This window comes from Micromonospora sp. Llam0, from assembly GCF_003751085.1.
In the GTDB taxonomy this organism is placed as follows: Bacteria; Actinomycetota; Actinomycetes; order Mycobacteriales; family Micromonosporaceae; genus Micromonospora_E.
The window spans coordinates 1,911,549-1,933,527 of record NZ_RJJY01000001.1 but is presented as its reverse complement, the minus strand read 5'-3'; the positions used below and the strand labels follow the sequence as shown (position 1 = coordinate 1,933,527).

The 21,979-nt window shown below is 72.4% G+C and carries 19 protein-coding genes and 1 pseudogene; 8 read left to right on the top strand and 12 right to left on the bottom strand.

Translation table 11 applies throughout. From position 1 onward, the window contains the following. Positions 1 to 115 precede the first annotated feature (115 nt). The 3 genes from EDC02_RS08655 to EDC02_RS08645 form a co-directional block, all read right to left on the bottom strand. Positions 116 to 478, bottom strand: a complete 363-nt coding sequence (locus tag EDC02_RS08655; protein WP_123604630.1) for a DUF3140 domain-containing protein — start codon at positions 476 to 478, stop codon at positions 116 to 118. 25 nt (positions 479 to 503) lie between these two features. Then, entirely contained in the window at positions 504 to 695 is a 192-nt protein-coding gene (locus tag EDC02_RS08650; RefSeq protein ID WP_123601489.1) for a hypothetical protein, read from the bottom strand. 72 nt (positions 696 to 767) lie between these two features. Further along, positions 768 to 3,311: an ATP-dependent Clp protease ATP-binding subunit gene (locus EDC02_RS08645; protein ID WP_123601488.1), complete on the bottom strand. Its 2,544-nt coding sequence runs from the start codon at positions 3,309 to 3,311 to the stop codon at positions 768 to 770. 131 nt (positions 3,312 to 3,442) lie between these two features. Here EDC02_RS08645 and EDC02_RS08640 point away from each other — a divergent pair, with 131 nt between their 5' ends. The 5 genes from EDC02_RS08640 (at position 3,443) to EDC02_RS08620 (ending at position 8,579) form a co-directional block, all read left to right on the top strand. Continuing rightward, entirely contained in the window at positions 3,443 to 3,841 is a 399-nt protein-coding gene (locus EDC02_RS08640) for a hypothetical protein (RefSeq protein ID WP_123601487.1), read from the top strand. Positions 3,842 to 4,022: 181 nt separating this feature from the next. Beyond that, positions 4,023 to 4,283 carry a hypothetical protein gene (locus EDC02_RS08635; RefSeq protein ID WP_123601486.1) on the top strand — a complete coding sequence of 87 codons (261 nt, stop codon included), beginning with the start codon at positions 4,023 to 4,025 and terminating at the stop codon, positions 4,281 to 4,283. Between the two features lie 6 nt (positions 4,284 to 4,289). Then, positions 4,290 to 5,240: a hypothetical protein gene (locus EDC02_RS08630; protein WP_123601485.1), complete on the top strand. Its 951-nt coding sequence runs from the start codon at positions 4,290 to 4,292 to the stop codon at positions 5,238 to 5,240. Beyond that, complete coding sequence (locus EDC02_RS08625; RefSeq protein ID WP_123601484.1) at positions 5,233 to 7,914, top strand: FtsK/SpoIIIE domain-containing protein; 2,682 nt, start codon at positions 5,233 to 5,235, stop codon at positions 7,912 to 7,914. Before EDC02_RS08630 ends, EDC02_RS08625 begins: the two co-directional genes overlap by 8 nt. Next, positions 7,914 to 8,579, top strand: coding sequence for a hypothetical protein (locus EDC02_RS08620; RefSeq protein WP_123601483.1), 666 nt, complete (start codon positions 7,914 to 7,916; stop codon positions 8,577 to 8,579). The genes EDC02_RS08625 and EDC02_RS08620 overlap by 1 nt, the downstream gene beginning before the upstream one ends. A 52-nt stretch (positions 8,580 to 8,631) precedes the next feature. On the opposite strand, the gene EDC02_RS08615 is transcribed toward EDC02_RS08620, so the two are convergent. Then, positions 8,632 to 9,954 carry a cupin domain-containing protein gene (locus EDC02_RS08615; protein ID WP_370461524.1) on the bottom strand — a complete coding sequence of 441 codons (1,323 nt, stop codon included), beginning with the start codon at positions 9,952 to 9,954 and terminating at the stop codon, positions 8,632 to 8,634. A gap of 401 nt (positions 9,955 to 10,355) precedes the next feature. After that, positions 10,356 to 11,378, bottom strand: coding sequence for a LacI family DNA-binding transcriptional regulator (locus EDC02_RS08605; RefSeq protein ID WP_123601481.1), 1,023 nt, complete (start codon positions 11,376 to 11,378; stop codon positions 10,356 to 10,358). A 393-nt stretch (positions 11,379 to 11,771) separates the two neighbouring features. Here EDC02_RS08605 and EDC02_RS08600 point away from each other — a divergent pair, with 393 nt between their 5' ends. Further along, the gene (locus EDC02_RS08600) at positions 11,772 to 14,183 is read left to right on the top strand and encodes a beta-glucosidase (protein WP_233605809.1); all 2,412 of its coding nucleotides are present in this window, start codon (positions 11,772 to 11,774) and stop codon (positions 14,181 to 14,183) included. A 37-nt stretch (positions 14,184 to 14,220) separates the two neighbouring features. On the opposite strand, the gene EDC02_RS08595 is transcribed toward EDC02_RS08600, so the two are convergent. The 3 genes from EDC02_RS08595 to EDC02_RS08585 all read right to left on the bottom strand — a co-directional run bounded on the left by EDC02_RS08595 (position 14,221) and on the right by EDC02_RS08585 (position 15,993). Then, positions 14,221 to 14,652, bottom strand: a complete 432-nt coding sequence (locus EDC02_RS08595; protein ID WP_123601480.1) for a DUF2267 domain-containing protein — start codon at positions 14,650 to 14,652, stop codon at positions 14,221 to 14,223. A gap of 68 nt (positions 14,653 to 14,720) precedes the next feature. Then, positions 14,721 to 15,149, bottom strand: coding sequence for a TraR/DksA C4-type zinc finger protein (locus tag EDC02_RS08590; RefSeq protein WP_123604627.1), 429 nt, complete (start codon positions 15,147 to 15,149; stop codon positions 14,721 to 14,723). A gap of 166 nt (positions 15,150 to 15,315) precedes the next feature. After that, complete coding sequence (locus EDC02_RS08585; protein WP_123601479.1) at positions 15,316 to 15,993, bottom strand: winged helix-turn-helix domain-containing protein; 678 nt, start codon at positions 15,991 to 15,993, stop codon at positions 15,316 to 15,318. A gap of 278 nt (positions 15,994 to 16,271) precedes the next feature. Between EDC02_RS08585 and EDC02_RS08580 the strand changes: the two genes are divergently transcribed. Then, a complete protein-coding gene (locus tag EDC02_RS08580; protein WP_123604626.1) occupies positions 16,272 to 17,195 on the top strand; it encodes an AEC family transporter in 924 nt (307 codons plus the stop codon). Positions 17,196 to 17,459: 264 nt separating this feature from the next. Here EDC02_RS08580 and EDC02_RS41450 read toward each other — a convergent pair. Both EDC02_RS41450 and EDC02_RS08570 read right to left on the bottom strand, forming a co-directional pair. Then, positions 17,460 to 18,158, bottom strand: a pseudogene (locus EDC02_RS41450) (patatin-like phospholipase family protein); the annotation flags it as partial. 91 nt (positions 18,159 to 18,249) lie between these two features. Continuing rightward, positions 18,250 to 19,755 carry an LVIVD repeat-containing protein gene (locus EDC02_RS08570; protein ID WP_123601477.1) on the bottom strand — a complete coding sequence of 502 codons (1,506 nt, stop codon included), beginning with the start codon at positions 19,753 to 19,755 and terminating at the stop codon, positions 18,250 to 18,252. A gap of 133 nt (positions 19,756 to 19,888) precedes the next feature. Between EDC02_RS08570 and EDC02_RS08565 the strand changes: the two genes are divergently transcribed. Continuing rightward, a complete protein-coding gene (locus EDC02_RS08565; protein ID WP_123601476.1) occupies positions 19,889 to 20,596 on the top strand; it encodes a DUF305 domain-containing protein in 708 nt (235 codons plus the stop codon). Positions 20,597 to 20,655: 59 nt separating this feature from the next. Here EDC02_RS08565 and EDC02_RS08560 read toward each other — a convergent pair whose 3' ends face one another. Together EDC02_RS08560 and EDC02_RS08555 are read right to left on the bottom strand one after the other, a co-directional pair. Beyond that, positions 20,656 to 21,138 carry a DUF2231 domain-containing protein gene (locus EDC02_RS08560; protein WP_123601475.1) on the bottom strand — a complete coding sequence of 161 codons (483 nt, stop codon included), beginning with the start codon at positions 21,136 to 21,138 and terminating at the stop codon, positions 20,656 to 20,658. 81 nt (positions 21,139 to 21,219) lie between these two features. Further along, positions 21,220 to 21,960 (bottom strand): GAF and ANTAR domain-containing protein, encoded by a 741-nt coding sequence (locus EDC02_RS08555; RefSeq protein WP_370461435.1) that lies wholly within the window; start codon positions 21,958 to 21,960, stop codon positions 21,220 to 21,222. Positions 21,961 to 21,979 lie beyond the last annotated feature (19 nt).

Sequence of the window (21,979 nt, the reverse complement as noted above, 5' to 3'; positions counted from 1 at the left end):
CCGGTCGGGCCGGGAGACCGGACCGGCAGAACCACCTTCCCGACGGCGGGTACCGTTCGCGGTACCCGCCGTCGGACAGGTCGTGTCGTCCCGCGCCGGTGCAGGTGGTGGCCGGTCAACCGGCCGTGTCCGCGTCGACCCGCAGCGGATCGTGCCCCAGGTCAAGCAACGCCCGCCGCCACCGGTCGTCCGCCGCGCCCGCCGACGGGCGGCGGGCGAGCAGATCCCGGATCTCCTCGACGACCCGCGCCATCACCTGCCGGTCCGGTTCGGTCAGATCCACCCGCCGTTTGCCCAGCACCGCCAGCACGGCACCACCGGGCTGCGGCAGGTCGACGCCGGGGCCGACGAACGCCCGTTCACCGGACGCCTCGGTCAGCAGCCAGTCACGCAGCTGTTCCGAACTGACGTTCACGTACGCGTGGAACTCGTTCCACAACTGGTCATTGCCAGTGTCGGTACGACGGTGCGCCGCCATCGCGACCACCTCCTCACTACGACGGTCAGTCGGGGGGCTCGGTGCTGCTCACCGGATCGTCGGAGTCGGCCCGGGTCTGCTTACCGGCCGGTTCCGGGCGCACATCGGTGTCCGCCAGGACGGCACCGGGTCCGGTTCCGGTGTCGAGGGGGCTGTTCCGGGCCAGCACCTCGTCGGTCTTCGCGGACTTCTCACGCTGTTCCTCAGGTTGGCTCATCGTCGTCTCCTCCGTTCGTCCGCCGGGCGGCGGGTGACCGACCTCGGTCGGATCGACACCCGCCCGGCGGGTTCACCAGCCGGTGCCGGCCGGCGCCGGATCCCGGTCGGCGGCGCTGTCGACGTCGAACCGCAGACCACCGTCGCGCGCGTCGACGGTGACCCGTTGCCCCGCCGACAACGTGCCGTCGAGCAGCAACCGGGACAGTTGGTTGTCGACCTCCCGCTGGATCGTCCGACGCATCGGCCGCGCGCCGAACTCCGGCTGGTATCCGGCTTCGGCTATCCAGTCGGCCGCCGCGTCGGTGACCTCCACCGCGATGTCCTGGGCGTGCAGCCGCCGGCGGGTCTCCTCCAGCAGCAGTTCGGTGATCTGACGCAGCTGCTGCTGGGCCAGTTGCCGGAAGATGATGATCTCGTCGATGCGGTTGAGGAACTCCGGACGGAAGTCCTCCTGTAGCCGGCGCAGCAGCCGCTCGCGCAGGTCGTCGTCAGGACTGTCGCCGTCCGCCCCGCCGAAGCCGACGCTGCGGCCGCCGCCGGTGATCAGCTCCGAGCCGAGGTTGCTCGTCATGATCAGAACCACGTTGCGGAAATTGACCGTCCGGCCCTGGCTGTCGGTCAGCCGGCCGTCGTCGATCAGCTGCAGCAGAACGTTGAACACGTCGGCGTGCGCCTTCTCGATCTCGTCGAGCAGCACCACCGCGTACGGTCGTCGGCGAACCGCCTCGGTCAGCTGCCCCGCCTCCTCGTAGCCGACGTACCCGGGCGGCGCCCCGACCAGGCGACTGACCGTGTGCCGCTCCTGGAACTCGCTCATGTCGAGTCGGACCATCCGGTCGGCGTCACCGAACAGGGCCGCCGCGAGGGCCCGGGCCAGCTCCGTCTTGCCGACACCGGTGGGTCCGAGGAACAGGAAACTGCCGACCGGCCGGTCCGGGTCGCCCAGCCCGGCCCGCGAGCGTCGGACCGCCTCGGCGACCGCAGTGACCGCGTCGTCCTGGCCGACCACCCGTTGGTGCAGTTCGCCCTCCAGCCGTAGCAGCCGGTCCCGTTCCTCCTCGGTGAGCTGGCTGACCGGGATGCCGGTGGCCCGGGAGACCACCTCGGCGATCTCCTCGATGCTGACCTGGGGCACCCCGGCGCTGTCCGGGCTACGCGCCGTCTCGATCCGCTGTTGCACCTGCGTCAACTGGTCCCTCAGGCCGGACGCCCGTTCGTACTGTTCGTCGGCGACCGCCTGGGCCTTGTCCCGGTGCAACTGCTCGAGCTGCCGTTCCAGGTCGCGCACGTCGGCGGCCGGTGTGCGGGTGCGCAACCGGACCCGGGCCCCGGCCTGGTCGATCAGGTCGATCGCCTTGTCCGGCAGGAACCGGTCGCTGATGTAGCGGTCGGCGAGCTCCGCCGCCGACAGCAACGCGTCGTCGGTGAACCGCACCTGGTGATGCGCCTCGTAGCGGTCCCGCAGACCGTGCAGGATCGCGATGGTGTCCGCCACGGTCGGCTCGGGCACCAGGACCGGCTGGAACCGCCGGGCCAACGCGGCGTCCTTTTCGATGTTGCGCCGGTACTCGTCCAAAGTAGTCGCGCCGACCACCCGCAGCTGGCCTCGGGACAACGCAGGTTTCAGCATGTTGCTGGCGTCCATCGACCCTTCGGTGCCACCGCCGCCCGCTCCGACCAGGGTGTGCAGCTCGTCGAGGAAGACGATGAGGTCGTCGCCGTGGCTACGGATCTCGTCGATGACCTTCTTCAGCCGCTCCTCGAAGTCGCCGCGGTACCGGGTACCGGCGACCAGCCCGGCGAGGTCCAGCTGCACCACCCGCTTGCCGATCAGCGTCTGTGGTACGTCCCCGTCGACGATGCGCTGCGCCAGTCCTTCCACGATCGCGGTCTTGCCGACCCCGGCCTCCCCGATCAGCACCGGGTTGTTCTTGGTCCGCCGGGACAGGATCTCCACCGCCTGCTCGATCTCCTCGCCACGGCCGACGACCGGGTCGATCGCGCCCTGGGCGGCAAGTTCGGTCAGATCCTGCCCGTACTGGTCGAGAGTCGGGGTCCCACGGGCCGTCCGCGGCTTGGCCGCACCGCCGCGTTCCGCGCTGGCGTTCTGCAGCGACCGGGGTTCGACGTGGCCGGCAGCGAGCATCCGCCCGGCGGCCGACTCCGGGTTGACCGCCAGCGCCATCAGCACGTGCTCGGGTCCGATGTAGGTTGCGCCGGTGGCCCGGGAGAGTTGGTGCGCGTCCAGCAGGGCACGTTTCGCCGCCGGAGTCAGCGAGAGGTTGGCCGGCACCTCGCCCCGGCCGGCCGCCGGCCCGCCCAGCTCGGCGAGCAGCCCGTTCGGGTCGGCGCCGGCCCGGCGGACCAACTCCCGCAGCGGTTGACGCTGCAACGCCGCCCAGAGCAGGTGATCGGTGTCCAGGTCGCTGGTGCCGGCCTGGGCCGCCCGCCGGGCGGCGGCGGTGAGCAGGTCACGGGCGTCGCCGCTCATCAGCCGGGTGATGTCGACCCGGTGCACCGGCAACCGGGGCTCGCCGCCGGTGAGAAACCGGGCCAGCAGATCCTCCCACGGATCGGTGCCGAGCCCTCCCGGGCCGTACGGTCCGTCACTCATCTGCGCGCCCCCTCGCCGTTTCGCCCGCCGGCTGTGAACCGGACTGTGGCTACCCGGGCCGCCCCGGGCCAAACGTCCCGGTCGACCGGGTGCCGGGTCCTGCGGCCGCGCATGCTGGCAGGCTTGGGCGGATGCGGACCCTGCTGATCGTGGACGGCGCGAACGTGGTCGGCTCCCGACCCGACGGCTGGTGGCGCGACCGGATGGCGGCGGCCGCCCGGCTGCGCGATCAACTGGTCGGCGTCGCCGAGCGGGGACTGCCCGAGCTGACCGGCCCGCTGGAGGTAGTCCTGGTGGTCGAGGGGGCGGCCCGCGGTCTACCGCCGGCCGACGGGGTACGGATCGGCGTGGCTCCCGGATCGGGAGACGATCTGATCGTCGAGATCGCCGCCGAGGGCGGACCGGACCGGCCAGTGGTGGTCGTCACGGCCGACCGCCGGTTGCGCGACCGGGTCACCGAAGTGGGCGCGCTGATCCACGGGCCCCGATGGCTTACCAGGCAGCTGACCGATCCGGTGTCGGACTTCTGACCGGTATTCAGCCTGAATACCTGATCCGCCACCGGCGGTTGCCCAGCTCACGCCGGTTAAGCGCCGGCAGCCGGACGGTCGTGCGGACCAGCCCATCTGCGAGACCGGACAGCCGGGCAGCAATCACCCACCGGCGGTAAGCTCTAATAGAGCCTTCCAGCCCCTTGAGGAGGTTTCGCCCGTGGCGAGTGTCGCCGAGGTCAAGTCCGCCATCGAAGCCGCGATCATGCAGGTGTCGGAAGGCCAGGCTGCTGTCCAGGCCGCCAGCGAAAAGATCGCCGAGGCGCAACAGAGCCTGGCGGCGGCCTTCGAGGGCAGCGGTCACGAGTCGGTCGGAGCGGCCCAGGCCGCCCTGTTCCAGGCCAGCTCCGAGCTCGAGGAGTGCCTCGCCGCCACGCTCGCCGCCGTCGAACAGGCGCAGACGTACTCCGCGACGCTGTAGTCACCGATGTCCCTCGCCGAGAATCTCGCCGCCCGGGTCCGGGCGGCGACCGACGACCTGCCGGTGGGCCAGCTCACGGTCGCGGTGCAGCGGCTGCGCGCCGCGACCGAGCTGCTCATCTGGGTCCGCCAGGAGTCGGCGGACCCGCTGGCGGTGCCGCAGCTCACCGGCGCGACCGAACACGCGGAGCAGGCCGGTCACGCGATGCGGGTGGCTGCGCAGTCGGTGGACGACTACCTAGCGGCGATCGGCTTCGGCGCCGGCCCGGCGTCGGAGGGCGACGGCGGGTGGCGGGCGGCGCTGGACGGCGACCGGGACGCGACGGGGGCACCGGGCGGCACCGGGCGGGCGGGCACGCCCGCCGCTCCCGAGCTCGGCAACTGGTGGGCCGCCCGGGTCGCGGAGTTGACCGACCGGGAGTCCGGGGTCGGGCCAGGGCCAGACGCCGCGACCGCCCCGCCCGGACCGGAAGCCGCCACCGACACCGCCGAGCTGCTGCGCAGGGTCGCGACGGCGGTCCGTCGGGAGGACCGGGCCGGACTGCACCGCGACCTCGCCGCAGTGGCCGCGCCGACCGGGCTGAACCTCGCGGCGGTCACCCCACCGCTGCTGCACCGCCTCGCCGGGGACCTGCTGGACCACGAGCCGCAGGCCGAGGACCTGCGTCAGCTCGCCTCCGCCACCACCCGACGGGTACGCGAGCTGCTCCCCGGCATGCCGGATCCGGTACTGCAGACCCTGCTCGCCCGGATCTGCCGGGTGCCGGCCGACGAGCGGCGCGGCGACGGTCACCGGGCCGACGGTGACCAGGCCGGGCAGCCCCCGGATCCGCCGCACCCGGCCGACTCGGCGGTCGCCGGTGCGGTACTCACCGGCGTACTGCTGCGGCTGCTCGACCGCGAGCCGCAGACGCTGCGCCCGGAGCAGCCCCAACCGCTGCGGGGGCGCGATGCCTGACGCGCGGGCCGAGCTGGTAGCCGCGGTCCGCCGGGCGCTCGGGCATGCCCGGGCGGCGGCCCGCAACCGACTCGACGACGTCGAACAGGACATCGCCGCAGCGGAACAGCAGCTCAAACGGGTACGCCGGGCAGCCGAGCAGGTGCCGCACCGAGCCGCAGTGCACCGCGACCGCCGGCTCGCCGACCTCGCCGAGCAGTACCGCGACCAGATAACGGTGACCACCAGGCGAGCCGTCGCGGCGGCGGACCAGGCGGCACCGGGAGCCGCCGCCGACGACTGGGCCCGCTGGCATCCCACCCCGGCGGCACGTACGGAAGCGCCAGGAGCTGCCCGGATCGGCCTGACCGGGCTGGCCGGAGGTCCTGCCGTACCCGCGCTCGTCGCGGTGCTGGACCACGGCCACGTGGCGCTGGACGGCGCTGACCGCGCGGGATGTGACGCCGTGCTGTCCGCGCTGCTGCTGCGGATCATCGGCCGTACCGCGCCCGGCGCCATCCGGCTGACCGGCTACGACCCGGAACAGCTCGGTGGTGGCCTCGCCGGATTCGCCCCGCTGGCCGGACCCGGCCTGCTCACCTTCGCCGGCCCCGGCGGGCTCGGCCGGCACCTGGACGAACTGGTCGACCACATCCGCCGGATCAACGAGACGGTGCTGGCCGGAGAGTTCCGATCGCTGAGCGAGCTGGCGGCGGCCACCGGCCGACGGCCGGAGCCGTGGCGGATCGCCGTCCTGCTGGGCGGGCCCGGGGAAGAGCTGTCCCGGCACGAACGGGCTCAGCTGGATCGGATCACCCGCGCCGGTGCCGCCTGCGGCGTCCACCTGATCGTCCGGGGGGTCGCGCTCGGTACGGCGCCGGCCGTGACCACCGTGTCGGTCGCCGGCGGCACGGCCCGGGTCAGCGGCTACCCGCAGCTACCGGTGCGGATCGACCCGCCACCGCCGGCCGAGCTGGTCACCCGTACCTGCCGGGAGATCGCCGCCGCAGTCGCCGCCGGTCCGGTCCCGGCGGTGTTCACTGATCTGCTGCCCGAACTGGAGTGGACCGAGGATGCCACCGCCGGGCTGACCGCACCGGTCGGCGACAGCCCGCAGGGCCGGCCCGTGACGGTGACGTTGAGCGACTATCCGCCGCACGCGCTGATCGGTGGGCCGTCCGGCACCGGCAAGACCAACCTGATCTACGCCTGGATCGGCGCCCTGGCCGCCCGCTACTCCCCGACCGAGCTGGAGTTCTACCTGCTGGACTTCAAGGAGGGGGTGTCCTTTGCCCGGTTCGCGCCGGGCCGACGGGACCCCAGCTTCCTGCCACATGTCCGGTTGGTCGGGGTTAACGTCAACACCGACCGGGAGTTCGGCCTGGCGATGCTGCACTTCCTCGGTACGCAACTGCGGCAGCGGGCCGACGCCGCCAAGCGCCACGAGGTGACCAAGCTGGCGGAGCTGCGCGCCGAGGACCCACAGGGCCGGTGGCCGCGCATCGTGGCGGTGATCGACGAGTTCCAGGTGCTGCTCGCCGGCAACGACGCGCTGGCCACCGAGGCCGCGACGTTGCTGGAGGACCTGGCCCGGCGGGGCCGGTCACAGGGCATCCACCTGATCCTGGCGTCCCAGGACGTCTCCGGTATCCAGGCGCTGTGGGGGCGTACCGCGCTGATCGCCCAGTTCGCGCTACGGATCGCGCTGCCGAAGGCCCGCCGCGTCCTGCCGGAGACCAACACCGCAGCGGAGTCACTGCCCCGCCATCACGCCGTGGTCAACGCCGAGTCCGGGGCGATGGAGGCCAACCAGGTCGTCCGGGTTCCGCCGGCCAGCGACCGGGACACCTGGCAGGAGCTGCAACACCGGCTGTGGCGACGGCGGTCCGCCGACCTGCCCACGCCGCGGCTGTTCGACGGCGACGTGGTACCCCGGCTGGCCGAAGCACCGGACTACCAGGCGCTGGCCGCCGACAGCGACGGACCACGCGTACCGGTGGCGTTGCTCGGCGAGACGATCGACGTACTGGCCCGCTCCGCCCGACTCGGCCTGGCCCGGGCGCCCGGACGCAATCTCGCGGTACTGGGCACCCGGGTGGACGAGGCGTGCGCCCTGCTCGACGCCGGTGCCCGGTCGCTGGCCCGGCAGTACCCGCCCGGCGCGGCGCGGTTCGACATCGCCTGTCTGGACCCGGACGCGGAGGCCGCCGCCCACCGGCTGCACGCGGCGTTACCGGCCGGCACCGGGCTGTACGACCTGGATACCGTCGGCGGGCTGCTCGCGGACACCGCCGACCGGCTCTCCGCAGACGTGCTGGACGGTCCGGTCCGCCCACACTTCCTGGTGCTGTACGCGGTCGACGCCGCCGCCGGACGGCTGGCGGCGAAGTTCGCCGGCCGCTCCGGCCTGGACCGGCTCCGCCGGGTGCTGCACCTCGGGCCGGAGCGGCACATCCACGTGCTGGGCTGGTGGCGCGGGGTGGCCCGGATGCGCGACGACCTCGGCGGGGTCGGCTCACGGACCGACCAGATCGGTGCCTGGGTGGCGTTGGACGTGCACGGCTCCGACCTCGGACCGCCGCTGTACCCCCGGGCCGGCGGCCCGGCCTGGTATCCCCGGCCGTGGCGGGCGCTGTTCTTCGACCGGGCGGTGCACCGCAGCGCCGAGGTCATCATCCCGTACGGGCTGACCTGATGGACGCCTCCTACCCCGAGCTGATGCGCCGGCTCGCCGAGCTCGCCGCCGCGCTGCAGAACCGCCGGGACGAAGCGCAGCAGTGGTACGCGCAACGGTGCGACGGCGCGCAGGCCGCGGTGGCCGAGGTGGAGGCCGACCTGGCGGAGCTGCACCAGCTCCACGAGCAGGCAAGCCGGGAGTTGGCGGACGTCGACCGGGCGGCCGCCGACATCTGGACCGAGGTCGGTCACCGGTTCGGGCCGTTGGCCGGACGGCTCGGTGGCCTCCCGGCGCCGCTGCCGCCGCCGTCTGGTACCGCCGTCGACGACGATCCGGAGCACTGGCTCGCGGCCGCCCGTGCCCTGGTCGAGCGGTCCAACGACGTGGGTCCCGTGCCCCGAGCGGCGTATCCGGTGCTGGCGCTGTTCGGCGCCGCCGGGGCCGCCGCCGCGTTCGGGCTGTCCACCGCCGCGCGGTGGGCCGGCCAGCGCTACGGCGGCGACCTGGCGGTCGGGATGCCGGTGATCGCGCTCGTCGTCACCCTGGTCGGTCCGCTGCTCGGGCTGGTTCCGGCGAAGGCGCTGGCCGACCGTCGGCACGCGGTGCTCGACCTGCGTACCGTGTCGATCGTGCTGGTCGCCGGCCTGGCGGCGACCGCCGCCCTGCTGACCGGGCTGGGCTGACCCGCCCGGCCCGGGGGGGATCAGCCGGCGGGACGCCGCCCGGCCCGGGGGATCATCCGGCGATCGCGACCGCTTCGCGCAGCAGACGGCGGGCCAGCACCAGCTGGTCGGCGCCGGTGTCCAGCCCGGGCAGGTCACCGACCCGGACACCGGCGGTGTCCAGCACGGTCCGCAGGGCCGGAACGCACCCACCCGGAAAACTCACCGTCCGGTCGAAGATCTGCAGGTTGACCCGGTCGTCCGACTGTGAGGTGAGCCGCCAGCGCAACCCGGGTCGGCGGCGGATGACATCGTCGACGGTCAGCGTCCGGATCCGGTCCGCCTGCTGCAATGGGGGCAGCGGGGCCGGGCGGACCGCCGACCAGGCCCGGCGGCGCATCCGCGCCGCGACCTGGTCCGGCTCGACGGAGGCCAACCAGTCACGCAGTACCGCCACCGTCGCGGTCAGCTCCGAGGTGATCCCGGCCGGTTCGCCCGGGTCGGCGCCGAACGGCAGCGACGTACGCAGCCGGGGCTCGGTGACGGCGAGCTCGAGCAGCGCCTCGACCAGCGAATAGCGGGTGAACGCGCGGACCCCGATGGTGAGGTGGATCGAGCTCTCCTGCTGCGCGGTGGCGCTGTGCAGCCAGCCTCGGGGCAGGTAGAGGGCGTCACCGGGGCCGAGCACGACGTCCAGCGCCGGTGCGGACCCGGACCGGGCGACCACCTCGTCGGCCCGGCCCGACCAGGTCTGCTGGGGCAGCGGATCGATCAGTACCGGATCATGTACCCGCCACCGCTTGCGGCCCTCGGTCTGCAGGACGAACACGTCGTGGGTGTCGTAGTGGGTGGCGAATCCACGGCTGCCGGCCGGTGTGAGGTAGGCGTTCGCCTGCAACGGCTGGCCCAGCGTGGTGGACAACTCGCCGACGAACGAGATGATCGGTGGCCAGAGCCGGTGCAGGCCCTGCAGGACAAGGGTGGCGCCGTCCGCGTACAGGCCCAACACCCGCTCGTCGAGCACCTGGTCGTCGATTTCGGCGCCGGCGCCGGCGCCGGCGGTGTAGGTCGGCTCCGCGAGCACCTCGCCGTCCCGGGCCACCCGGACGAACGGGGTACGCAGGCCGTGCTGGCTCAGCAGTTGGTCGGCTGCGGGGCGGTCGAGCAGATCGGTGAATCCGGCGGGGCCGCCCAGATCGACGGCGCGGGACAGCAGCGGTTCACGCCCCCAGTAGACATCCGCGAAGCTCGCCGGATCCACGGCAACGCACCGGGTCAGCGCCGCCGGGCGGCGGGACGCGTCCGCACCGCCCGGCGGGCCTGGTGACGTGGCGATCTGCGTCCGGTCGGTGAGTCCGGGTCCGCCGGTGCCGGCACCGCGTGACGCGGTGGGCAGCTGGGTCAACGCCGGCTCGCCCCACCGTCGGCGCCACCGTCACGCCCAGCCGGATTCGCCCCACCGTCAGCCGGGCCCTCCTGCGCCTTCGGACCGGCACCACCGTCGGCGCCACCGTCACGCCCAGCCGGATTCGCCCCACCGTCAGCCGGGCCCTCCTGCGCCTTCGGACCGGCACCACCGTCGGCGCCACCGTCACGCCCAGCCGGATTCGCCCCACCGTCAGCGGGGCCGTGACCCGCTGCGGGCCCGGTGCTGCGGATGTCGTCGTCGTCAAGTGTCATGGCTGCCCCCTGCGGGTCGGTCGACGCGCGCCGGTTTCGCGCCGGCACGGTCCTGCCTGCGGGTGGTACCCGGGGCGGATCGTCACTAACCTCGCGTGAACCGGGACCGGCTGAGGATCACAGCTCCTGGTACGGCGCGCAGCTGTCCCGCACGACCAGCTCCGTGGCGAGCTCCACCCGCGGCGTCTCCAGCGGTTCCCCCTGCGCCAGACGCAGCACCGTCCGCGCCGCCAGCAGCCCCATCTCGGCCAGCGGCTGGCGCACCGTGGTCAGCGGCGGTGACGACCACTGCACCTCGGGCAGGTCGTCGAAGCCGACCACGCTGACGTCGTCCGGGACCCGCAGACCGCGTTGCCGCAGGGCTTCGTAGGCGCCGAGGGCCATCTGGTCGCTGGACGCGAAGATCGCACTCGGTGGTTCGTCGAGGTCGAGCAACGCGGCCGCGCCAGCGAAGCCGGACTCATGGTAGAAGTCGCCGGGGACGACGTACTCGGGGCGCAGCGGGATCTCGGCCGCCTCCAGCGCGGCCCGGTACCCGTCGAGCCGGGCCCGGCTGCACAGCAGCCGGGGCGGACCGGCGATGAAGCCGATCCTGCGGTGTCCCAGGGAGATGAGGTGTTCCGTCGCCCGCAGTCCGCCGGCCCAGTTGGTAGCCCCGATGGTGGGGATGTCCAGGCTCGGGACGCCGGCCGGGTCGACCAGCACCATCGGTACGTTGAGCCGTCGCAGTTCGGTGTGCAACGGCGGAGCGAGTTCACTGGTGACCAGGATGACACCGTCGGTGGCCCGGGTACGCAGGTTCTGCAGCCACTGCCGGGTCGACGCGGACCGGCGGTGAATGGCGGAGACGACGGTACCGACCCCGGCCGCGTGCGCGACATCCTCCACGCCGCGGATTATCTCCACGGCCCACGGGCTGTCCAGGTCGTTGAAGACCAGGTCGATCAGGCTGGCACCGGCGCGGGACCGGGTCGCCCGCCGTCGGTAGCCGTGCCGGCGCAGCAGCTCCTCGACCCGTTCACGGGTCTGCGGGGCGACGTCGTTGCGGCCGTTGAGCACCCGTGACACGGTCGGCACGGAGACACCGGCTTCCTGGGCGATCGCGGTGATCGTGATCCTGCGTCCTTCATCGACCGTCACGGCAGCAGCTCCTTCGTCGAGGCTTCAGCGTACGGCCGAACCTTCCGCCAGCCGGTCCGGCTCCGTACGCCGAGTCCGGGCCCTATCTTGCCGCAGTTGGAAAACGCTTGGCATCGACCCGGCCGGCGGTGTGTCGCCGATGCCGGCGACCGGGTCGGCCACGCCGCCGACTGGAACTTTCCGGAACATCCGGCGGCGGTGGCCCAATCGACAGCCGGGTGGGGCACTTCCGGACCCCACGATGCGGGAGCATACCCGGACACTGCCAGCAAACTGTGGGCCGCCGGATCTCGACGGGGCCGCAAGTTTCCGGAAACATGTCGGAAAACAGGCGCGACGGTCCGGCGACGCCGGGATCAGACTGGCGCGGAGACGATCGACAGGAGGCTGCCGGTGAGCGGCAAGGACCATGCCCTGGACGAGGCCCCCAACCGGTCAGCGCCGTGGCGCGAACCCACCCTACCGGTGGAGGAACGGGTGTTCGACCTGCTCAGTCGGATGTCGCTGACGGAGAAGATCGCACAGCTGTACAGCTACTGGCGAGGCGCCAACGCCTCGATCGACGACATGGCCCCGCTGCAGCATGACCTGGTCGACGAGTCGGTCGACTGGGCCGACCTGCTGCATACCGGCCTGGGGCAGTTGACCCGACCGTTCGGCACCGCAGCGGTGACTCCGGCCGACGGCGCCCGCGCGCTACTCCGACTGCAGGCCGAGATCGTCTCCGGCAACCGGTTCGGTATTCCCGCGCTGATCCACGAGGAGTGCCTGACCGGGTTCATGACCTGGGGCGCCACCGTGTACCCGACCCCACTGGCCTGGGGTGCCAGCTTCGACCCCGACCTGGTGGCGCAGATGGCCGGACGGATCGGGCAGGACATGCGGTCGGTCGGGGTGCACCAGGGACTGGCCCCGGTGCTCGACGTGGCCAGGGACCCCCGCTGGGGTCGCACCGAGGAGACCATCGGCGAGGATCCGTACCTGGTCGCCACGATCGGCACCGCATACGTACGCGGGCTGGAATCGGCCGGGGTGGTGGCCACCCTCAAGCACTTCGCCGGTTACTCGGCCTCCCGGGCGGGGCGCAACTTCGGGCCGGTGTCGGTCGGCCCGCGGGAGTTCGCCGACGTCCTGCTCCCACCGTTCGAGATGGCCGTCCGCGACGGCGGCGCCCGGTCGGTGATGCACTCGTACGCGGAGGTGGACGGCGTCCCGGCGGCGGCGGACGGCGGTCTGCTCACCGATCTGCTCCGGGGCCGCTGGGGGTTCACCGGCACCGTGGTCGCGGACTACTTCGGTGTCTCGTTCCTGGAACTGCTGCACCGGGTGGCCGACGGTCCCAGTACCGCCGCCGCCCTGGCGCTCAGCGCCGGGGTCGACGTCGAACTGCCGGCGGTACGGTGCTACGGTGCCCCGCTCGTCGAGGCGGTCCGGAAGGGCGCCGTACCGGAGTCGGTGGTCGACCGGGCCGTCACCCGCGTCCTGCGGCAGAAGTGTGAGCTGGGGTTGCTCGACCCGGACTGGGATCCGGTGCCACCGGCGCTGGCCGGCGTGGACCGCACGAGCGAGGCGGGCGGGCGGTCTGCTGGGCCTGGGATCGACCTGGACCCGCCGGCGAACCGGGACCTGGCCCGGCGGCTGGCCGAGGAATCGGTGGTGCTGCTGGCCAACGACGCCGTCCTCCCGCTGCCCGAGCGGGGCCGCATCGCGGTGGTCGGACCGCTGGCCGACTCGGTCGCCGGGTTGTTGGGCTGCTACACGTTCCCCAGCCACGTCGGTACCGTCCCGGCCGGCATCGGGGACCAGCCTCCGATGGAGACCGTCCTGGCCGCGCTGCGGGCCGAACTGCCTGCGGCGGCCATCGAACACGTCGCCACCGGCCCGGTGGACGGGCAGGACACCCCGGGCATCGTGGTGGCCGCAGACGCCGCGGCGCGGGCCGACGTCTGTGTCGCGGTGGTCGGGGACCGGGCCGGGCTGTTCGGCGCCGGGACCTCCGGCGAGGGCTGCGACGCCACCGACCTGGAACTGCCCGGACGGCAGGGTGAGTTGATCGAGGCGTTGGTCGCCACCGGCACTCCGGTGGTGCTGGTACTGCTGACCGGACGCCCGTACGCGCTCGGCCGGTACGCCGACCGGCTGGCCGGGGTGGTGCAGGTGTTCTTCCCCGGCGCCGAGGGAGGCGGCGCGGTCGCCGGTGTGCTCAGCGGCCGGATCTGCCCGTCCGGCAGGTTGCCGATCGGGGTTCCCCGGCTGGCCGGCGGCCAGCCGACCAGCTACCTCAGCCCGCTGCTCGGGCACCGGACCGAGGTGAGCAACGTGGATCCCGGTCCGCTGTACCCGTTCGGCCACGGCCTGTCGTACACCTCGTTCGAGTGGTCGACGCCGCTGGTCGACGGGGTCGAGCACGGCTGGGGTGCGGCCCCGGCGCAGATCGGCACCGACGGGACGCTGCGGATCCGGCTGCGGGTACGCAACACCGGTGACCGGGCGGGCAGTGAGATCGTCCAGCTGTACCTGCACGATCCGGTGGCGCAGGTCACCCGACCGGTGATCCGGCTGGTCGGGTACGCCCGGGTGCCGTTGCAGGCTGGCCAGGCGCGCTGGGTCGAGTTCGACTTCTCCGCCGACCTGTCGTGTTTCACCGGGCGGGACGGGCGGCGGGTCGTCGAGCCCGGCGACCTGGAGCTGCGGCTGGCCGCGTCGAGCACCGACGTCCGTCACCGGGTCGCGGTCCGGCTGGTCGGCGCCCAGCGACAGGTCGACCACCGACGCCGGCTGGCCACCGAGGTGACCGTACGGTGACGGCGGGCCGCAGCCCGCAGCGGCGCGGGCAGCGGCGTCAGTCGCCCAACAGATCGCGCAGTTCGACCGGTACGGTGGCCAGCACGTCGTCCCACTCGCCGGAGCTGACGTGCCGTCGCAGCACCCGGCTTACCGTCCGGATCACCTGTTCGGCGCCGCCCTCGACGTCGAACGGGAAGTCCCGTCGCACCCGGGCGACGAACTCGGCACGGTCCAGCTTCGCCGGCGCCGAGGTGGCGTCCCATCCCTCGTAGTACAGCCCGCGGACCAGCAGCGGCAGTTGCGCCGCGAGCTGCACCACCTCGGCCAGTGGTAGCCGGTCGCGCAATGTGTGCAGCACGGCGGCGAGCGCCGAGTAGGACTGCTGGCGGCGCTGGGCCGGCCAGCCGAGTTCGTGTTCGATCTCGCTGAGCAACCGGTTGGTCTTGTCAACCGTGGCGTCAATGGCAGTCAACTGGGCAGTCGTCATTTCGTGCTCCCTCGTCGGTTCGTGGTGCCGGTGATCCGGGGGGGCGCTCGTGATCCGGGCGGCGGCGGTCAGGCCGCCCGCCGTTCACGAGACTGCTTGCAGGTGACGCAGGTGGTGGCCGAGGGATAGATCTCCAGCCGCTCCACCGGAATGGCCGCGGCGCAGCCCTCGCAACGCCCGTAGTCGCCGGCGGCGAGACGGGCCAGGGCATGCTCGAACTGGGTGCGACGCTCCAGGATGGTACGGATCAAAGACTGGGCCGCGTCCCGCTCGGCGGTCTTCGTACCGCTGTCGGCCTGGTCGTCGCCGGCGGTGTCGCCCCCTTCGACCAGCCGCAGCACCTGGCTCTGCGTCATCGCCTGCTCGTACTCAGCCGTCAGCTCCTGGTACCGGCTGGTCAGCGCGGCGTGGATCCGATCACTGTCGATGGTTCCCGGTACGCCGATGGTTCCCGGTGCACCGAGACCCGGTCGCCGGTTCACGTCATGCGTCAGCATGCGCCCGTCCCCCTTCAGATCGAGTACGGCGAGCCACGACCGGCTCGGACTCCGGTGCCGGGTCGCCGCGAAGATCCGCCACTTACCCGTCGCCGACGGCAGGCAAACCCGGCCGACCCCCTGGCCGGCCACGCTCCCTCGGGCCTCGCCGATGCCGGCGGGGTGGTCAGCCGGTGGTGTCGATGGTGATCCGGACGTCGTCGGCGAGTCGGTAGCCGACGCCGTACACGGTGGTGATCAGGGGCGAGTTGCCCACCTTGCCGCGGAGCCGGCGGATGTGCACGTCCACGGTACGCACTCCGGTGTGCTCGTAGCCCCACACCGCGGCGAGCAGCTGCAGCCGGGTGAAGACCCGGCGAGGGTTCTCCACCAGGTGCAGCAGCAGGTCGAACTCGAGTCGGGTCAACAGCAGCGGCTCGCCATCCAACAGAACGGTCCGCGAAGCGACCATGACGTGCAGTGCCGGCACGGCGACCGTGGCGGTCCGCCGCGACCGGGTAGCGGGGTCGGTGAACGCCCCGCCGGCCGCCGCCGTCGGAGCCAGCCCGTCACGGCCGGCGACGATCTGGTCGAGAACCGCGCCGGGCTGCGCGCGGGCCGCGTCGACCGCCGGCATCTCCACCGTCGCCTCACCTCGTTCCACCAGCTCCCGGGCGGCCTCCAACAACCGGCGGGCGGACGACGAGAGCGCTTCCTCGCCAGCGGTGAGCGGAATCGACACGGTGACGGTCACGGTCGCCATCGCCGGGCCGGTCCCCCGCCGGGGAGCGGCGGGCGGACGGGCCGCACCAGACGGTGGCAAACCGGACCAGCCGGCGCGCGGCGAGGCAGGGCTGACCGACATGGTCCTCCTAGACAGTTCCGGCCGGGAGCGTGCATCCCCGGCCGCCGGCTGGTGTCCGTACGCAACGGCAGCCGGGTGGGACGCGGCAGCCAGCACCGGACACAGGGGACAACCCGGTGTGCCGGCGGCTGCGCACGAACCGATGCTGCCGTTCACACGCTCCCGGGTCAATACCGGACTGCGTTGCAGAAATGTGATGATTGACAAGCGCACCGTAATCGATTGCTCGCTCTGGATACCCGACCTCGGTGCTATTGGCGAACCGGCAGGATGATCACATGCGCGCCATCGTCGCCGGGTTCGCCGCGATCTGGTCGGTCACCCTGATCGGGTACCTGATCGGCCGTTTCGAGCTGCTCGGCCCGGACGGCACCGCCGTCCTGGCCCGGCTGGCCTTCTTCGTCGCGACACCGGCGCTGTTGTTCACCACCCTGGCCGACACGTCCCCGACCGAGGTGTTCACCCCCGCCTTCCTCGCCTACCTGGCGAGCACCGTGGTGGTGGCGGCCGGCTACCTGGCACTCGCCGGTTGGCTGTGGCACCGGCCGGCCGGCGACGTCACCATCGGCGCGCTCGGCGCGTCCTATGTGAACGCAGCCAACCTCGGCATCCCGGTAGCGGCGTACGTGCTCGACGACGTCTCGGTCGTCGCGCCGGTGCTGCTGTTCCAGGTACTCGTCGCGGCACCGGTGGCCTTCGCCGTCCTGGACCTCACCGCCGGCGACCGCCGCCCGTCCGTCCGTCGGCTGCTGTCCCTGCCGGCCCGCAACCCGATCATGATCGCCTCGGCCGCGGGCCTGGCGCTGGCGGTCAGCCAGTGGCAGCCCCCCGCCGAACTGCTGCGGCCCTTCGAGCTGCTCGGTGCGGCCGCCGTACCGCTGGCTCTGCTCGCCCTCGGAATGTCCCTGCCCGGAAGCCGGCCGCTGGCGGCCGACCCGCAGGCCCGGGAACGCTACACGGCTGTCGCCCTCAAGGTGCTCGGCCAGCCGGCGGTGGCCTATCTGATCGCCCGACACGGTCTCGGCCTCAGCGGCACCGCGTTGCTCGCCGCGGTGGTCACCGCCGCGCTACCGACGGCGCAGAACGTCTTCATCTTCGCCACCCGGTACCAGCGCGGTCAACGCCTCGCCCGCGACTCGGTGGTGCTCTCCACGGTCGCCACCGCCGTCACCCTGCTGCTGATCGCCGCCGTGCTCGGTTGACGTCCCCCAGCGGGCGCGAACCTGGCTGGCGTACCCGGACGACTGGCGCTCACCGGCGGCGAGCGCCGCCGCGAACACGACAGGATCATCCGGGTCGCCGGTGAACGCGGCTCGCGCTGTCGCGTCCGGCGTCAGGAAGACGAGCGTGGCGGGACAACCGGCGGCGGGACGGTCCCACCAGGCCGCCGCCTCGACCTCCGCCGGCCCGCCATCGGCCAGAACCATCACCGTCGCCGCGCCGGCCGCCAGGTCCGGGTTGCTCGTCGAACGGACCGCGCCGCTGACGTACCGGCGGCCGTCCACCGCCACCGGCCCGGTCACCCCCGGCAGCGCGCAGCTGGCCGCCACCGCGCGTGGCAGGGCTATGCCGGCCGTCGAGTCCCACGCGACCAACTGACCGCTGTCCGCGTCGACCGCGGTGACCAGCAGCCGGGGCGCGCTGGGCCAGCGGTGGTCCCGCAGCAGGTCCGCCATGGCCGAGACGGCGGCGTCCGACGGGTCGGCGGCGAGCGCCAACCGACCGAGCTGCACTCCGGCCTGCGACGACGTGGCACCGCCGGCGCGCAGGCTCCGGCGGGTCTCGTCAACCAGTTCGTAGTCGCTCTGCCGGGCCGTCACCGGCCAGGTCCCGACCCGCCGTACGGTCCGCACGGCTGCGGCAGGGCCAGCGTCGCCATAGACCAGCGCCGCCACCAGGGCACCGGTCGACGTCCCCACCACCAGGTCCGGGGTACGCAGTCCGGCACCCGCCCGGTCGAGTCCGACGAGCATCCCCAACTGCCAGCCGGCCCAGCCGTCACCGCCAGCACCGAACACCACAGCTTGTCCCGTCACCGCCACCTCCGACGCGTCAACCTCGACGACGGGACCGCCGTTGTGTCCAACCACTCCAGTCCTGCCGGCGGCACCGCCACCGAGCGCAACGCGCCGAAGCCGAACGTCCGGCGACTCTTGGATGAACATCCGGCCAACCATTCAGGATCGGTCGGGCGCGGTGGGTGGTCGGACCACGGTCCGACCACCCACCGGGTGCCTCGGTGTCACCGGTGCGGCGTCACCAGCTGAGGTACCAGGGCTGGGTCTGCACGTTCAGCTCCGGGAACCGGACCAGCTTGGCGCTCGCCGTCCGCCAGTCCTTGAGATCCAGCACATCCAGGCCCTTCTGGATGTCACTGGAGTAGATGTAGCCGTTGTAGTAGTACGTCGACCACGGTCCGCCGGTGACCATCCGGGTGTCCGAGACCGGCCCCCGCTCCCAGTAGGCGATCTCCTGCGGCCTCGCCGAGTTGGTGAAGTCCCAGACCGAGATGCCGCCCTGGTACCAGGCCTGGACCATGATGTCGCGGCCCAGCACCGGGATCAGCGAGCCGTTGTGTGCCACGCAGTTCTCGGTCGACCCGTTGGTCCGGGGGATCTTGAAGTAGCTGCGGAAGACCAGCGTCCGCGCGTCACCCGTACCGGTGATGTCGTAGATCGCGTTCGCCCCCCGCTCGGGGCCGATGGTCGGGTTGCAGGTCGCCGCCCCACCGCCGCCGAGTTCGTCGGTGAAGACCACCTTGGTGCCCGAGTTGTTGAACGTCGCCGAGTGCCAGAAGGCGAAGTTGGTGGTGTCCCGGACCTGGTGGACGACCCGGGGCGCTTCCCGGTCGGAGATGTCCAGCAGCACGCCGTCGCCCATGCAGGCGCCCGCCGCGAGGTCCTTCTGCGGGTACGCGGTGATGTCGTGGCAGCCGCTGGTGGTGGAGCTGCCGTTGCCGCCCGGGTTGCCGCCGTCCGGGAAGATCGCCGGAGTGGCCACCACGGCTGCGGCGGTCGGCTTCTTCAACGGCACCTTGACGATTGAGATCAGGTCGTGCGGCGGCTGGCAGTCCGGGAAATTCGTCGACGGACTGTACGACGACACGTAGAGGTACACGAACGCGCGGCTCTTCGCCGGCACCAGGGTGTGGGTGTGTGAGCCGCAGTTCGTCTCGACGGACTTGACGTACCGGGGGTTCTTCTTGTCCCGGATATCGAAGATCTTGATGCCCTCCCAGGACTCCTTCACCGACGCGGACTGGGAGGTGCTGGCGCAGGAGTCGTCACTGCGCGACGAGTCGGTCGACAGGAACAGCAGGTCACCGTGGACCGACACGTCGTTCTGCCCGCCCGGGCAGACCACCTGCGACACCAGCCGTGGCCGCCGTGGGTTGGCGATGTCGTAGATCACGAAGCCGTTGTAGTTGCCGACGAAGGCGTACCTGCCCTGGAAGGCGAGGTCCGAGTTCAACGAGGACTCGGTGTCGAACGGCGCGGGCTTGGGCAGGCTGGCGATCTGACGCAGGTTCCGACTGCTGTCGATCTCGTCGACGCCGAGTCCGGGGTCGTCGGTGCCCGCCGCCGACGCCTGGGCCAGGCACAGCTCGACCGCCAGCGCGTCGGTGGCGTCGGCGCAGTCCACGTCGAACGGGGTCCCTGCATGACTCGGTGTCGCCACCGCGGTGCTGCCGAACAGGACGGCGATCGCCGCCACTGCCACGGTCCGGAGCTGCCGCGGCCCTCGTGGGGAACGTCTGATCATGTGCGGCACCCTTCGAAAGGGATTGATGATTCTTCGACGATACCGCCGAGTTCCCGACATCGATGTGACAGTAATCACATCGATACATGGAGTTAGCCGGATACCATCGCGACCGTCCACCTCGGGAGGCCCGATGTCCCGACTGTCACTCGGCCGGCACCGGCGGCTACTGGCACTCGCCCTGATCCCGGCCGTGGTCGTCGTCGCGGTGGTCCTGCTGCGGACCGCCGGGACGACCTCGGCCACGACCGCCACCGGCGACGCAGCGACCGAGTCGGCGGGAACGTCCACCGGCGCCGACGGGACCGCCAACGCACCGCCGGTGATCCTGCCCGGCCGGCCCGGCGAGCCGGCCGAGCTGCGCCCCGGCACGGACGTGACCATCGATCCCCCGCAGTACAACGCGCTGGACACCTGGTACGTCCAGATGATGATCCCGCACCACACCCAGGCCGTGCAGATGGCAGCACTCGCCGCCGACCGCAGTGCCGACCCAGGGGTACGGGCGTTCGCCGACCGCATCCGGGCAGGGCAGGCCGCCGAGATCGCCGTACTCCGGCAGTGGCTGCAGGACCGGCGGTTGCCGGCCGGTGAACACGACCACGACACGATGCCCGGGATGCAGACCGAGCAGGCCGTCCGGCAGCTGGCGGCCGCCCGGGGAGCCGAGTTCGACCGGCTCTTCGTGGCGATGATGTCCGACCACCACCAAGGCGCCGTTGAAATGTCCGACCGGGTGCTCACCGGCGGCAGCGACGTGACCATCGAGGAACTCGCCACCTCGATCGCGGCCGAGCAGGCCGTCGAGATCAACCGGATGCGGGACCTGCTGGACAGCTGAGTCGACACCCACCTGTCCCGCGCGACCGGGTGGCGCGGGACCGGCAGCGGTGCAGCGAGCTAGCGGCGGGCCAGCGCGTCCAACCCGTCCGACCGGCGGCCGCGCTCGTCGACGGCCGCCACCTCCCCGACGTGGCGCAACAGAGCCGTACCGTGGCGCAGCCCCGCTACCCCCACGCCGAGACCGACCAGCTCCACGATCAGCAACGGGACGCCGGCCAACGACGTCGGACCGGAGGTACGGATCAGGCCGGCGAGCAGGAAAAGCCCGCCCATCGCCGTACTGATCAGGTTGAACCGGACCAGCGAGGAGCGGACCGGGCCGGCCGGCTCATCCCAGAGATCGACCAGACCCACCGCCACGGTCAGCGCCATCGCGGCCAGCCCGGCGACCAACGTCCAGTAGCCGACCTCACCGAACAGGTCGGGTGCCCCGGCCACCACCGAGATGTCGAACAGGGCCGCACAGACGAAGAGTCCGAACGGCAGGGTCACCAGCATCGGCTGGATCGGCTGGCCGGGCACGCGGAGTCGCGCCTGCATCGCCCTCACGCCCTTCCCACTGGTCACACCGGTCGCACCGCCTGTCTACCCGAGTATCTCCCGCCACGAACCCACCGGCCATCACCGCTGCTGGCTGTCGGCTCGCAGCACCGACGCCACCAACCGCTCGGCGACCTGCGGCAGCGGCATCGCGGTCGCCTCGGCCGCCTCGCGCAGCACCGCGAGCGCCTCCCCGGCCGGGCACCGCCGCTGGGTCATCACGATGCCGATCGCCGGGCCGATCACGTCGCCGTACTCCGGCCGATCGCCGTCGGCCCCGCCCGCCGCCGCGCCGCGACGCCGGTCCCGGACCGCCGCGAGGAGCAGTCCGGCGTGTTCGGCGAGGAGCAGGGCGGTTAACTGCTCGCCGGCGCCGAGCGCTCCGTCCCGGTCCGCGTACAGGTTGATCGCACCGATCGCCTCGTCGTCAACGTCCACCGGCACGCAGAGCACGGAACGGATCCCCCGGTCGACCGCCGCCCGGCTCCACTGCGGCCAGCGCGGCGAGTCGGCCCCTGGAGCGGCCAGCACGATCTCACGGTCCCGGATCGCGGTCATCGCCGGCCCGTCGGAGGCGTACTGAAGCTCATCCAGATCCTTGACCAGTGGATCGGACGCCGCCACCGAGGCAGGCCGCCCGGCCCGGAGAAAACAGACGCTCGCGTACGTCACCCCGGGCAGTGCGGATCGGGTAGTGCGGGCGAGATGCTCCACCGCCTGGTCGAAATCGGTGCACCGGATCATTCCGGCGGTCAACTCCCGCAGCAGGGCGGCGGTCTCCAGGACGGCCAGCCTGCTGTCCGCCGGGTCGACCAGTGTCAATGTGATCGCACCCTGACCG

Bases quoted from the DNA above. Each gene is read 5' to 3' on its own strand.
- EDC02_RS08590 (WP_123604627.1), bottom strand. From the start codon at position 15,149: ATGCTGACGCATGACGTGAACCGGCGACCGGGTCTCGGTGCACCGGGA.
- EDC02_RS08565 (WP_123601476.1), top strand. From the start codon at position 19,889: ATGTCCCGACTGTCACTCGGCCGGCACCGGCGGCTACTGGCACTCGCC.
- EDC02_RS08580 (WP_123604626.1), top strand. From the start codon at position 16,272: ATGCGCGCCATCGTCGCCGGGTTCGCCGCGATCTGGTCGGTCACCCTG.
- EDC02_RS08625 (WP_123601484.1), top strand. From the start codon at position 5,233: ATGCCTGACGCGCGGGCCGAGCTGGTAGCCGCGGTCCGCCGGGCGCTC.
- EDC02_RS08630 (WP_123601485.1), top strand. From the start codon at position 4,290: ATGTCCCTCGCCGAGAATCTCGCCGCCCGGGTCCGGGCGGCGACCGAC.
- EDC02_RS08570 (WP_123601477.1), bottom strand. From the start codon at position 19,755: ATGATCAGACGTTCCCCACGAGGGCCGCGGCAGCTCCGGACCGTGGCA.
- EDC02_RS08595 (WP_123601480.1), bottom strand. From the start codon at position 14,652: ATGACGACTGCCCAGTTGACTGCCATTGACGCCACGGTTGACAAGACC.
- EDC02_RS08650 (WP_123601489.1), bottom strand. From the start codon at position 695: ATGAGCCAACCTGAGGAACAGCGTGAGAAGTCCGCGAAGACCGACGAG.
- EDC02_RS08645 (WP_123601488.1), bottom strand. From the start codon at position 3,311: ATGAGTGACGGACCGTACGGCCCGGGAGGGCTCGGCACCGATCCGTGG.
- EDC02_RS08560 (WP_123601475.1), bottom strand. From the start codon at position 21,138: ATGCAGGCGCGACTCCGCGTGCCCGGCCAGCCGATCCAGCCGATGCTG.
- EDC02_RS08620 (WP_123601483.1), top strand. From the start codon at position 7,914: ATGGACGCCTCCTACCCCGAGCTGATGCGCCGGCTCGCCGAGCTCGCC.
- EDC02_RS08655 (WP_123604630.1), bottom strand. From the start codon at position 478: ATGGCGGCGCACCGTCGTACCGACACTGGCAATGACCAGTTGTGGAAC.
- EDC02_RS08585 (WP_123601479.1), bottom strand. From the start codon at position 15,993: ATGTCGGTCAGCCCTGCCTCGCCGCGCGCCGGCTGGTCCGGTTTGCCA.
- EDC02_RS08640 (WP_123601487.1), top strand. From the start codon at position 3,443: ATGCGGACCCTGCTGATCGTGGACGGCGCGAACGTGGTCGGCTCCCGA.